Here is a 12,532-nt window from a genome sequence, read left to right as displayed (position 1 = left end):
CTTCCGTACTTTAGATTCAGCGGAAGCGTTAGCAGCAGCAAATAAACGTGTAAGTAACATCTTAGCCAAAGCGGATGCTGCAATTGGCGAGATCAATTTGACCGCTTGCGTAGAGCCCGCAGAAAAAGCCCTTGCTGAAGCGGTACTAGCATTACGCACTGAAGTCCAACCGCTTATCGCACAAGGCGATTACACGGCAGTATTGGATAAATTAGCGAACTTACGCACGCCAGTAGACAATTTCTTTGATAACGTAATGGTAAATTCTGAAGATCCAGCATTACGCCAAAATCGCTTAGCGATTTTAAATACGTTGCAAGGCTTGTTCTTACAAGTAGCGGATATTTCTGTTTTACAATAAAAACACAAAGGGCAATGAAAATTGCCCTTTCATTTACCCCAAAATAAGAAGGAAAACACAATGTCAAAAACTGAAATTTTATTTAGCAATAACTGGAATGTTCGCGTGAGTGACCCAGGTGAGGAAGGCAATGTAAACCATTTTTTCGAAACTGTTTATCTTACGCTTGAAGCAAAAATTGAGAACGGCAAAGCGATTTATGAATTCGTGCGTAAAGTGGAAGATGATGTGAAAGTACAACGTCAATTCACCGAATTAGACGAGCTTTTCGAGTTCTTAGGTCAATATTTAAGCCCTGTTACATTGGGAAATGTGGGCGTGAAGATTGGGCAGTTAAATCTTGCATAATTAGCTTTCTTTCTGTGGAGGGAGAGGCCGAAGGCGGAGGGCGGAAAAACAAGCGGTCTAATTTGGCTCATTTTTTGCAACTCCACTACAATCCCTCCTCCGTTGCTTTGAAACAGTCTCCTCCACAAGCATAGAGGCGAAGTAATCTTTTAAATAACAAATTTATGCCAAGCACAACGAATCCTTTATTCCAACAAACCGTCCCTTACTGGGACTTTCTTCGCCTTGAAAAACAGGTTAGTCCCCATACGCTCAAAAATTACCAGCGCCAGTTGTTTTCCATTTGTGAATTGCTTGATCGTGAGCAAGTCCAATCTTGGTTGGATATAGATAGCTCAACCGTACGTTGGTTGTTAAGCCAAAGCCATAAACAAGGGTTGAGTGCCAAAAGTATTGGCTTGAGGTTGGTCGTGTTGCGTCAATGGTTTGCCTATCTTTTAAAAATGGGGGAAATCAGCGTGAATCCTGCGGTAGGCGTAAAAGCACCAAAGCAGCCAAAACATTTGCCAAAAAATGTGGAGGCGGAACAACTTTCGCAATTGCTAAATGTCGAGGCAAATTCACCGCTTGAAAAACGCGATTTAGCGATGATGGAGCTGATGTATAGTTCAGGTTTGCGTTTGTCTGAATTGCAAGGCTTAGATTTAGATAAGTTAGATTTGCAAGCAGGCGAAGTGCGTTTGCTTGGGAAAGGGAACAAAGAGCGGATTGTGCCTGTGGGTTCGAAAGCAAAACAAGCGTTAGAAAATTGGCTGGCTGTGCGAGGTTGTTTTGCTCCCAAAGAAAATGCCCTTTTTTTAAATAAATATGGAGGGCGATTATCGCACCGCTCCATTCAGTTGATTATGGAAAAATGGGGCAAAAAACAGGGGCTGGAAACCCATCTTAATCCGCATAAACTCCGCCATTCCTTTGCAACGCATATGTTGGAAGGCTCGGGCGATTTACGTGCGGTACAAGAGTTACTAGGACACAGTAGCCTTTCAACAACCCAAATTTATACCCATTTAGATTTCCAACATCTGGCTCACGTATACGACCAAGCACATCCGCGAGCACATCGAAAAAATAGTAAAAAATCCTGACTTTTGAATAATCTTAACGCAAAATTTTACCAACAAGCGGTATAATTTCCCAAAAAGATTGCCAATTTTAGACCATTATGACAGCTCTAATTGAAACATTTTCCAACCACTTTCCCCAGCTCACTTTTCCACCACTCTATTTTGTTTTAGCCTTGCTCGGCATTGCGATTGCATTGTTTATCCAGAATAAATTGCGGATGGATACCGTTGCTTTATTGGTGATGCTTAGTTTTGGTTTGAGTGGCATTTTAACCACTGAAGAAATTTTTGCTGGCTTGGGCGATCCGAATATCGTCTTACTTGCTTTACTTTATATTATTAGTGAAGGTTTGGCACGCACGGGGGTAGCAAATATGATTAGCGACTGGCTGATGCAAGTGGCAGGAGCAAATGAAACCAAGCTATTGATCTTGCTGATGCTCTCAATTGGCTTGCTAGGATCTTTTATGAGCTCAACTGGCATTGTAGCGATCTTCATCCCTGTCGTGTTAGCAATCTGTGCAGGAATGAACATTTCGCCACGCCGCTTGATGATGCCGCTCAGTATGTCGGGGCTGATTAGCGGAATGATGACCTTGATTGCCACCGCACCGAACCTTGTTACTCATTCAGAGTTAATCAAAGATGGCTACCACGGCTTCCACTTTTTCAGTTTTACACCGATTGGCATTGTGGTACTGATTTTAGCAATTCTATATATGCTCGTGGCTCGTCATTGGTTAAACGACGATAAAATCACTTCTAGCTCGCCCAATCATAGCGATGATTCTATGGCGAAATTGATTAAGGAATATCAGCTTAACGGGCGTGCCAAAATGGTCATTTTAGCTGCAGATTCGCCTTTTATTGGTAAAACGATCGATGAACTTAAACTACGTTCGCTCTATCAAATGAACGTGATTGCCGTGCAACGTTTTAAAAACTTTAGCCACCTCACGCTTGCCGCTTTTGGCAATACGCAGTTGCAGAAAAAAGATATTTTGTTGATGGATATTAGCATTGGCGAAGCTAAATTTGAAGCGTTGTGTGAGCAATTCAAACTGCAACGGATTGAGCTAAAAGGCAGCTATTTTTCTACCCACGCGAAGTCAGTTGGAATGGCTGAACTCGCTGTTAAACCTGAAACCGAAAGCGTTGGGCGTGCAATTAGCAATTTGGGTTTCCGCTCGCGTTATGGTGTAAGTATTATCGGAATTAAACGAGATAAAAGCATTTTGCAAGATAACTTACTGAATGAAACGATTAAATCGGGCGATATTTTGCTTGTGATTGGTATTTGGTCGAAAATTGAAATGCTGATGCAAAATCGTAAAGATTTCTTCTTGCTCACTCTACCAAAAGAAAGCAAACAAGCTGTACCCGCTGCTAGCCAAGCACCACACGCCATTTTCTCTGTATTCGTGATGGTCTTGCTGATGGTCACAGGCGTTGTGCCAAATGTAATTGCAGCACTCATTGGCTGTTTATTACTTGGTAAATTCCGCTGTATTGATATGAAATCAGCCTATGCTTCGATTCATATTCCAAGCTTGATCTTGATTGTTGGAATGATGCCATTTTCCATTGCAATGCAAAAAACTGGCGGAGTAAGCTTGATGGTAGAAGAGTTTATCCAAATAACAGGCGGTGCAACCACCAGCCCATTCTTTATTCTGCTTGGTTTATTTGCCTTAACCGCAGTGGTTGGGCTCTTTATCTCCAACACCGCAACTGCCATTTTAATGGCACCGATTGCGATTGAAATTGCCAAACAGCTAGGCTACTCACCAACGGCATTGGTAATGGTGGTTGCAATTGCCTCTTCTGCGGCATTTATGACTCCGATTTCCTCACCAGTGAATACGATGGTAATCGGGCCTGCAGGCTATCGATTTGGTGACTTTGTAAAAATTGGCGTACCATTTACGATTATCGTGATGTTTGCAACAGTGTTACTCGTGCCTGTGTTGTTTCCATTGCAATAAAGTAAAAGCTGAAATGAAGCATATTCATTTCAGCTTTTTTGTTATTTAATTCGACTCAATTGATTTCTCAATGTTCGCTTAAACGCCTCAGCTAATACCTCACAGCTCAACGCTGTTTCTAAATCAGCCTTCATTGCTTCATTGGGTTTTTGAGCCGCGAGCTGGTTTAAATGCATAATGGTGAGTGTTGGATATGGCTGTTGTAAGCGGTGAATTTTATCACCTTTTTTGCAAATGCCCGTTTGAATAACGCGGATATACCAGCCAGTTAAACCTTTTTCACGCACGAGTTTTTGAGTATCAGAATGTTCACTGTTGAGCGATAAGCGCTCGCAAGGTTTACGCGGTTGGGAAACCTCCACAATTACCTCACCAATTTGATAGTGATCACCCACACAAACGTTATGCTCATCTAAGCCTGAAACGATGAAATTTTCACCATACATTGCTCTACCTTGCCAGCCAAAATCTTTGCCAATCAAGTTCGTAAGATGCTCGAACGTTTTATCAGCCATAAAGAAAAGGGCTTTATCCACACCGCCATGATGTGCTTTTAAACCAACATCATTACCCTCCGCACCCATCTCAGTGACAATCATTTGCTCGACAGGCTGCTTGCGAATCGCACTTTCAAGTGTTGTACCATCGGTAAAAGTAATCTTTTCCACCAAACCAATTTTCATTGCTAATACTTCTGCTGTCATTTTTTTCTCCCGATTTTTACCGTTAATCATCTTTTCTATAGCTGATTTTACCACTGAAAATGAGATGATTGAGCAGGGTTTCCTGATCCATTAAAGAAGAGTTCTTATACAGAAAATATCTACGTAAGTGCTCCTAAATCATAAAACTGTGCGTATCTAAATATCCCAATAATAGATCTCACATTAATTTAGCCATAACCTGCCCCAAATTACTCACGAATTTTCCACTTCAGGCAAGGAAAGATAAGTGAATTAATAAGATTTTTGTAAAAGATAAAAAAACCTTAACTCATAGAGTCAAGGCTTTTATTTTATTATTTTGAAACAACAATTTTTTTACCATTTGAGAAAGCAACATTTTTTGCGCCATTTACAGCAAGAATATGTGCTTCTTTGCTAGTAAATAATTGTTGTGCTTGTTTTGGTAATTCAGATACAGGAATCGTAATTGTTACATTAATTTTTTTCCCTGAATCTAAAGCTGGCTCAAAATTAATTGGGATATCACGTAAATAGAACGCTTCATTATTAACTTCATAAGCAGAAATCCAGTTCAGTGATTTAATCTTATTTTTACCTTTATTTTCAATAGTATAAGTTAAAGTTATTACTGATTGGTTATTTTCATTTGGTTGTAATCCTCGCTCTATAAAGCGAACACCAACATTTTTATTAAATTGCTCTAACTTAACATCTTTTTTAGGTGCTTGAGTAGAGGCTTGAGCTGGCTTTTGATTAGCTTGTATTTTTTCTACAGCAATAGCACTATTTGTTATAAAAAGAGAGGATAAACTTAAAATTGCTAAAGATTGCAATAATTTCATAAATATACTCCTAGTATAATATTGAGAGGATCTATTCTATCTTAGTTTGATTTATTTTTATAAAAGTTCATTTATTTTTTCATTGGAACTAAATTCAAGATTAAATCTTTTTTGATCACTTCAAAAAGTAAGTCAATATTAGGATGTTTACCTGGATTTTGTTGTGCATCAGCTACATGTTCCGCAAACCATTCTATTCCTTGTTTAGCAGAAGAAGCGGTTAATTTAGCTTCAAATTTTACAAACAAAGCATGATAAAGCTTCAGCGAGCCTAGTTTTCCTTCCATAGCAGGAATCGTATGAATGCATTTTCCAGTTAAATCTTGAATTTCTAATCCTGCAAGATAATCAATTGAAGGAAAAGTAGCTAAATAATCAACGAATCTCATTAAGTTCTCCTAAAATTAATTAATTGTTTGTTCTAATGGCTCAACTTTCGCTTGTTTTACCATATTATCTGCTACTTCTAACACTGTAATTTTCAGGTTATAGAGCTCAAATACGGTATCTTCATCAGGGATTTTTTCCAAGTGTTCGAGAATCAAGCCGTTAAAGGTGCGGACTTCATCCACAGGCAGTTGCCAGCCAAAGAGTTTGTTCAAATCGCGTAAATTCGCAGAGCCTTCGATAATCACTGTGCCATCAGCTTGTTGTTTAACTTCCTCTTCCAAGGTTGGTGCGGTTGAGGTGGTAAATTCGCCGACAATCTCTTCTAAAATATCTTCTAGCGTGACTAAGCCTTTGATATCACCGTATTCATCAACCACCAAGCCGATTCGCTCTTTGTTCGCCTTGAAGTTCATCAATTGCGTAGTCAGTGATGTGCCTTCAGGAATGAAATAGACCTCATCCACGGCACGAATGAGCATCTCTTTGGTAAACTCGTTTCGCTCTAACATTAAGCGGAACGCCTCACGTACGCGAAGCATCCCCAGCACGTTTTTGTCCATATTGCCTTTGTAGATCACTACGCGAGCGTGAGCGGCACCTGTGAGCTGACGCATAATGGCTTTCCAGTCGTCGTCGATGTCAATGCCGCCAATGTCATTGCGAGGCACCATAATGTCTTCGACGGTCACTTTTTCCATATCCAAAATGGAAACTAGCATCTCTTGGTGTTGGGTTGGAATAAATTTCCCCGCTTCAAGCACCACGCCACGCAGTTCTTCTGCACTTAACCCTTGGTTTTCATCCTTATGAATGCGAAAGAGCTTCATTAAGCCGTTGATGATTAAATTCATCAAAAAGACTAACGGCATGATGATTTTTTTCAGTGGAACAAGAATATAACTTACAAAGAAACCGACTCGCTCAGGATAAATAGCGGCAATGGTTTTCGGCAGAATCTCAGCGAAAACTAACATCACAAAGGTAAGAATACCCGTTGCAGCAGCTACGCCTGCATCGCCTGCAATACGCATACCAATCACGGTTGCAATCGCTGAAGCAGCAATATTTACAAGGTTGTTACAGATTAAGATAAAGCTTAATAAAACATCGGTTTTTTCAAGTAGTTTGCTCGCTAAAATCGCACCTTTATGCCCTTGTTCGGCAAAGTGTTTCATTTTGTAGCGGTTGAGTGACATTAGCCCTGTTTCAGAGCCAGAGAAGAATGCCGAGAGGGCTAAAAGAATGGCAAGCGTGATAAAAAGCGTACTCAGGGGAATGCTGTCCAAAATAAATTTCCTATGTTTGTAAATATTCAAGCGGTTGAATTTTGTTGGTATTTTGTAAAAGACAAAATAAATTCAACCGCTTACCGTTCTGGCTATTTCACCAGATGGCTACCAAAATAGCCGATTGTGAGCAATATCATACCCGAAATTGAGTAAATAAGCACCCGATTTCCACGCCAGCGGAATTTCCACTGTCCAAGCAGTTGCACCGCATAAACAATCCACGCCAGTGAAGTGAAAATCGCTTTATGCACTTGCTCAGGAGAGAAGAAGTTGTGCAGATAAATCATTCCCGATACAAGTGCTACTGTCAGCATTGCTTGGGCTGCAAGGGTGAGCGTGAAAAAATGGCGTTCAACCGTCATCAATGGCGGCAGCATTGAACAGAAAAAGAGTTTTTTGCTTTTAAGCTTTTGATCAAGCCATTTGAGTTGTAACGCATAAATAAACGCCAAGAAAAAGAGAGCGTAAGAGAACAAAGCAATGCCTAAATGGAAGATAAGCCCCGCATTTTCGGCGATATTTTTGGTAAAGTTACCTGTTGCAATTAGGCTTACTGCTACGCTACAAATCCCGAAAGTGTAAACAATCATCAGCGGAAACCAGATAGTTCGCCATTTGAGCAAAGTAAGGGTTGCAAAAGTACTTAATAACAGACTCATCAAAGCATTAACATTGGCAAGCGTGAAGTTCTGCCCTTCGCTTAAAATTAACTCTTGCGAGGTGCTAATAAAGTGGCAAAGTACGGCAACTAAGCCAATGTAAAAAACAGCTTTAATATTCGGTTTTTTATCACTATTTTGGTTTTCAATATTTGCCAGCGTTGGGGTAATCCAAAGCAAGGCAACACAATAAGCAATAATGGAGAGGACGGAAAATAACATTGTAATCTCTATCTATTAAATAAGAATAATTTTCAGCTGAAATAACGTTATCAGTTTTAATGGCTTTTGGCTATTACCTCAGATAAATTTTTCCAAGAAATTTATATTTTGTCAAAATTCAAGGCGAGACCGAGAAAACCTCTCCTTATGGGAGAGGGACAGATGACGCAAAACAACGTCTGCGACATCAGGGACAGGGGGAAATGGTGAAACCACTCTTTTAATTCGTAAACTCCATCAACCCACTCACTTTGCCGTTCTCATCTAGCGCAACTAGCGAGTGAATATGCAGTGCTTTCATCATCTCTTCAGCTTTGCCCAAGAAAGTGCTATCAGCAATGGTTTTCGGACTACGACTCATAATCTGCTCAGCAGTTTTATTCAGGCTTTCTGCCCCGAATTTCGCGAGCGTACGACGAATATCACCATCGGTAATAATGCCACATAATTCTCCCGCTTGCATAATCACCGCCACGCCCATTCTGCCTTCATTCATTACAGAAAGGCACTCACTAAAAGTTGCACTTGGTTCAGCCACAGGCACGTTTGGATTCATCACATCACGCACTCGGCAGAGCAATTTACGCCCTAAACTACCACCAGGGTGGAAGCGTGCAAAATCTTCAGCACGGAAGTCGCGAGCGTTGATTAAAGCAATCGCTAAAACATCGCCCAATGCCATGGTAACCAGTGTTGAAGTGGTCGGAGCAAGGTTATTTGGGCAAGCTTCACGCTCTACGTGGATGTTCAGCACCACATCGGCATATTTACCCAACGTTGAATGCGGGTTCCCCGTAATTGCAATGATCTTATTTCCGAAACTTTTCAGGCTTGGAATGAGTTTATTCACATCATCGGTTTCGCCACTATTAGAGATTAAAATCACCACATCAATCGGTTTGAGCATACCCAAATCACCGTGGAATGCTTCGGTCGGATGTAAGAAAAAGCTTGGTGTACCCGTGGAAGCAAAAGTTGCCACCATTTTTTTGCCCACTAAGCCCGATTTTCCAATTCCTGCCACGACAACACGCCCTTCGCAGTGGAGCATTAATTCAACTGCTTGGTTAAATTCATCTGATAATCGCTGCTTCAAGCGGTCAATTTCTTGGGTGTAAAGGTCAAGGGTTTCTTTGGCGGTTTGTAAGTAGTTCATAGGATCCTTAAAAAAGGCTATTGTATCAACCAATTATTTGTAAATCTCTGGCAGAATTCTACCGCTTATTGTGTCAGAAACCTACCCCCTCACTAAATAATCCCCCTCACACACCCATTTGTAAGTGGTGAGTGCTTCTAATCCCATTGGCCCGCGGGCGTGCAGTTTTTGTGTGCTCACCGCCACTTCTGCACCAAGACCAAACTGTGCACCATCGGTAAAACGCGTACTAGCGTTAATGTAAACTGCGGCTGCATCCACTTGGGCAACGAATTGGCGTGCCAGTTTATAATCACTAGTTAGAATACTCTCTGAATGTTGCGAGCCATATTCACGAATATGGGCAACAGCCGCATCCAAGCCATCAACCAACACCACACTTAAATCGAGCGAAAGCCATTCTTGGCGTAATTTATCTTGATCAAGCGGTTCAATTCCGTCTGCTTTTTGCAAAGCATCGCAGTGTAGTGTAACACCTACCTCTTTCATTTTCGCAACTAATTTTGGCAGAAATTCAGCAGCAATTGCACGATCCACTAATAAGGTTTCCAAGGTATTGCAAGTGCTTGGACGCTGCGTTTTCGCATTCACAATAACGTCTAACGCTTTCTCTTGATCGGCTGTTTTTTCTACAAATAGATGGCAAACGCCTATTCCACCCACAATCACAGGAATAGTCGAATTCTCTTTGCAGAACTGATGCAAACCCGCTCCGCCACGAGGAATAACCATATCGATGTAGCGATCAAGTTTGAGCAACTCAAGCAACAAGGCTCGGTCTGGATCGGTAATCGCTTGCACAGCTAATTTCGGTAAGCCTGCTTTTTCCAACGCATTTTGCACCACTTCGACCAACACGGCATTGGTAAATTTGGTCTCTTTGCCGCCACGTAAAATGACCGCATTGCCTGTTTTTAAGCAAAGTGAAGCAACATCAATGGTCACATTCGGGCGTGCTTCATAGATGGTTAAAATCACCCCCAAAGGCACGCGTTGGCGTTCAATTTTCAAACCGCTTGCTAACACACCACCATCAATTACTTGCCCGACAGGGTCAGGAAGGCTTGCCACATTGCGAACATCATCGGCAATCGCTTTTAAGCGGCTTTCGGAGAGCAACAAGCGGTCGATAATGGCAGCTGAAATGCCTTGTGTTTTTGCAAATTCGATATCTTTTTCGTTCGCTTGTAAAATTTCTGCCGCACGACTTTCAAGACTGTCAGCAATGGTAAGCAGTGCCTGATTTTTGGCAGTTTGACCGAATAGAGCAAGTGCCACACTTGCTTGTTTCGCTTGTTGAGCAATTTGTGAAACGTTGGTCATCATTTATCCTTTTTTTTGAAAACGTCATTAGCGGTCAAATTATGCTAAAATTTGGCAAAATGCAATAAGAGCCACGCAAAATATGATCGAACCATCTGAAAAACACCTCATCAATATTCTTCCTCCTCAGCTTGCCAACCAAATCGCGGCGGGTGAGGTGGTAGAACGCCCTGCCTCTGTCGTCAAAGAATTGGTTGAAAACAGCCTTGATGCAGGGGCAACGCAGATTGAGATTGAGATTGACAAGGGTGGTTCGCAGCTGATTAAAATCCGTGATAATGGTTGTGGCATTGCCAAACAAGATTTAGTGCTTGCCTTGGCTCGCCACGCCACCAGCAAAATCAGTTCACTGGAAGATTTAGAGGCAATTTTAAGCCTCGGTTTTCGTGGAGAAGCTTTGGCGAGTATCAGCTCAGTCTCGCGTCTACTTTTAACCTCTCGTCCTGAAGGGCAAGCTGAAGCGTGGCAGGCTTATGCTCAAGGGCGAGAAATGGCAGTCGACATTCAACCCGCTTCGCATCCTGTCGGCACAACCATTGAAGTGAATAACCTCTTTTTTAATACTCCTGCACGTCGTAAATTTTTACGCACCGACAAAACCGAATTCCAGCATATTGATGAAGTCGTGCGTCGCATTGCTCTTGCAAAACCGCACGTGAGTTTTACCCTTTCGCACAATGGCAAAATTGTTCGCCAATATCGCAAAGCTGTGGATAATTCGATTGAACAAAAGCAGAAACGTGTGGCAGCAATCTGTGGCGAACAGTTTATTCAGCACGCAAATTATTTGGACTGGCAGCACGGGGATTTACATCTACACGGTTGGATTGGCTCACCTGAACTGGCTCGTCCGCAAAACGATCTCTGTTATAGCTACGTAAACGGGCGGATGATGCGGGATAAAACCATTAACCACGCCATTCGCCAAGCCTACGGAGAGCATATCGCACAAGGCGATTACCCTGCGTTTGTACTGTTTTTGGATTTAGACCCAACCCACGTGGATGTCAATGTACATCCTGCTAAACACGAGGTACGTTTCCACCAAGGACGTTTGGTGCACGATTTTATCTTGCAAGGTGTGCTACAAGCATTGCAACCACAAGCAGATTTAATCACAGCGAGTTCAGTGTCTGTGGATAAAGTGCACGAAAGTTTCCCCGTATACGTACAAGACCGCAATCGTCAGGCAGCAGGTGCGAATATGTTTGTGCCTCCGCTTACAGACAATGAACTTCACCCGCAAGCGGTGCAATTTTCAGATAGTTCTACGCAACATCGTGCACATTCTCCGCAATATACGCCTCGCTCGAGCATTTCAAGCAAATCAGCACAGCGTTGGTATAACGAGTTAGTCAAAACGGAAAGCAATGCAGATTCGCAAACCAGAAGCGATTTTTTACCGCTTGCAGGGCCACAACCACATCAAGCTGCTGCAATTTTTGCAAAGCCTGAAGTACCTGAAAAACGAGCTACCGAACAAGCGGTAGAAAAAACAGAATATGTTGCAAAAACAGCAGTTTCAACACGTTCAAGCGTACTTGCGGTAGTGAAAAATCAGGCATTATTGCTCAAGGAAAACGATAATTTCTATTTAGTTTCACTCCATCAATTGTATCGCTTAAAATTTGTCGAACAGATCAAAAAAGCCGAACCGCAAACTTTGCTGATTCCACTAAGCTTAACGCTAGACGAAACACAGCAACAGTATTGGGAAAAAGTGAAAGATAGGCTGGAAAATCTTGGCTTTCAAATTAGCGAGAAACATTGGCAATCGCAAACTCGCTTGATGATTTCAGCCGTGCCAAAATGCTTACGAGAGCAAAATTTCCAACAGCTAATTTTCCAATTATTAAATGAACAAGCGATCGATTTAGTCGAATTTTTTGCAAAATCTTTGCCAATGCCAACCGCTTGGATGTTAAGTGATGGGATTAGTTTGTTAGCTGAAATAGAGCAGCACTCAGCCAAAACGTTAGAGATGTTGAAAATTGAGGTAGATTTTTCAACGTATTTATCAAGTTAATAGTATTATCCATAACAAAAAACCCGCATTCTGCGGGTTTTTTGTTATCTCAATAAAAGCATCCAATTACATTGTGACTTCAAATGGTTTGATAACAATATTGATGAAATAATGTATATTTCGGCTGATTTGATTTCAATGATGTAGGAGGCAGTTATGGTTAATGAGTATTATAATTTTG

The 12,532-nt window shown here is 41.6% G+C and carries 12 protein-coding genes; 5 read left to right on the top strand and 7 right to left on the bottom strand.

Annotated features, from left to right (window positions below):
* From KH943_RS06095 to KH943_RS06080, 4 genes are all read left to right on the top strand, one after another.
* The coding region (locus KH943_RS06095; protein ID WP_304108963.1) for a DALR anticodon-binding domain-containing protein at positions 1-361 on the top strand (361 nt) is incomplete at its 5' end.
* Between the two features lie 60 nt (positions 362-421).
* Positions 422-709: a DUF5377 family protein gene (locus tag KH943_RS06090; protein WP_304108960.1), complete on the top strand. Its 288-nt coding sequence runs from the start codon at positions 422-424 to the stop codon at positions 707-709.
* Between the two features lie 164 nt (positions 710-873).
* Positions 874-1,794, top strand: a complete 921-nt coding sequence (gene xerC / locus KH943_RS06085) for a tyrosine recombinase XerC (protein WP_304108957.1) — start codon at positions 874-876, stop codon at positions 1,792-1,794.
* A gap of 77 nt (positions 1,795-1,871) precedes the next feature.
* The gene (locus tag KH943_RS06080) at positions 1,872-3,758 is read left to right on the top strand and encodes an SLC13 family permease (protein ID WP_304108954.1); all 1,887 of its coding nucleotides are present in this window, start codon (positions 1,872-1,874) and stop codon (positions 3,756-3,758) included.
* Between the two features lie 41 nt (positions 3,759-3,799).
* Here KH943_RS06080 and KH943_RS06075 read toward each other — a convergent pair whose 3' ends face one another.
* The 7 genes from KH943_RS06075 to proA all read right to left on the bottom strand — a co-directional run bounded on the left by KH943_RS06075 (position 3,800) and on the right by proA (position 10,325).
* Complete coding sequence (locus tag KH943_RS06075) at positions 3,800-4,462, bottom strand: MOSC domain-containing protein (RefSeq protein WP_304108951.1); 663 nt, start codon at positions 4,460-4,462, stop codon at positions 3,800-3,802.
* A gap of 314 nt (positions 4,463-4,776) precedes the next feature.
* Positions 4,777-5,286, bottom strand: a complete 510-nt coding sequence (locus tag KH943_RS06070; RefSeq protein ID WP_304108948.1) for a CARDB domain-containing protein — start codon at positions 5,284-5,286, stop codon at positions 4,777-4,779.
* A 71-nt stretch (positions 5,287-5,357) separates the two neighbouring features.
* A complete protein-coding gene (locus KH943_RS06065) occupies positions 5,358-5,675 on the bottom strand; it encodes a DUF2322 family protein (protein ID WP_304108945.1) in 318 nt (105 codons plus the stop codon).
* A 15-nt stretch (positions 5,676-5,690) separates the two neighbouring features.
* Positions 5,691-6,962 (bottom strand): HlyC/CorC family transporter, encoded by a 1,272-nt coding sequence (locus KH943_RS06060; RefSeq protein WP_304108942.1) that lies wholly within the window; start codon positions 6,960-6,962, stop codon positions 5,691-5,693.
* A gap of 92 nt (positions 6,963-7,054) precedes the next feature.
* Positions 7,055-7,846, bottom strand: coding sequence for a cytochrome C assembly family protein (locus KH943_RS06055; protein WP_304108939.1), 792 nt, complete (start codon positions 7,844-7,846; stop codon positions 7,055-7,057).
* Between the two features lie 220 nt (positions 7,847-8,066).
* Positions 8,067-9,002: a KpsF/GutQ family sugar-phosphate isomerase gene (locus KH943_RS06050; protein ID WP_304108936.1), complete on the bottom strand. Its 936-nt coding sequence runs from the start codon at positions 9,000-9,002 to the stop codon at positions 8,067-8,069.
* An 81-nt stretch (positions 9,003-9,083) separates the two neighbouring features.
* A complete protein-coding gene (gene proA, locus KH943_RS06045; protein WP_304108965.1) occupies positions 9,084-10,325 on the bottom strand; it encodes a glutamate-5-semialdehyde dehydrogenase in 1,242 nt (413 codons plus the stop codon).
* A gap of 82 nt (positions 10,326-10,407) precedes the next feature.
* On the opposite strand from proA, the gene mutL reads away from it, so the two are divergent.
* On the top strand, positions 10,408-12,351 hold the full coding sequence (gene mutL / locus KH943_RS06040) for a DNA mismatch repair endonuclease MutL (RefSeq protein ID WP_304108933.1): 1,944 nt from the start codon (positions 10,408-10,410) through the stop codon (positions 12,349-12,351).
* Positions 12,352-12,532 lie beyond the last annotated feature (181 nt).

Origin of the sequence: Haemophilus parahaemolyticus (assembly GCF_018373095.1) — a bacterium.
GTDB classification, from domain to species: domain Bacteria; phylum Pseudomonadota; class Gammaproteobacteria; order Enterobacterales; family Pasteurellaceae; genus Haemophilus_A; species Haemophilus_A parahaemolyticus_A.
This window is presented reverse-complemented; position numbering and strand designations above follow the sequence as displayed.

Coding starts and splice junctions, on each gene's coding strand:
- KH943_RS06090 (WP_304108960.1), top strand. CDS start 422: ATGTCAAAAACTGAAATTTTATTTAGCAATAACTGGAATGTTCGCGTG.
- xerC (WP_304108957.1), top strand. CDS start 874: ATGCCAAGCACAACGAATCCTTTATTCCAACAAACCGTCCCTTACTGG.
- KH943_RS06080 (WP_304108954.1), top strand. CDS start 1,872: ATGACAGCTCTAATTGAAACATTTTCCAACCACTTTCCCCAGCTCACT.
- KH943_RS06075 (WP_304108951.1), bottom strand. CDS start 4,462: ATGACAGCAGAAGTATTAGCAATGAAAATTGGTTTGGTGGAAAAGATT.
- KH943_RS06070 (WP_304108948.1), bottom strand. CDS start 5,286: ATGAAATTATTGCAATCTTTAGCAATTTTAAGTTTATCCTCTCTTTTT.
- KH943_RS06065 (WP_304108945.1), bottom strand. CDS start 5,675: ATGAGATTCGTTGATTATTTAGCTACTTTTCCTTCAATTGATTATCTT.
- KH943_RS06055 (WP_304108939.1), bottom strand. CDS start 7,846: ATGTTATTTTCCGTCCTCTCCATTATTGCTTATTGTGTTGCCTTGCTT.
- KH943_RS06050 (WP_304108936.1), bottom strand. CDS start 9,002: ATGAACTACTTACAAACCGCCAAAGAAACCCTTGACCTTTACACCCAA.
- proA (WP_304108965.1), bottom strand. CDS start 10,325: ATGACCAACGTTTCACAAATTGCTCAACAAGCGAAACAAGCAAGTGTG.
- mutL (WP_304108933.1), top strand. CDS start 10,408: ATGATCGAACCATCTGAAAAACACCTCATCAATATTCTTCCTCCTCAG.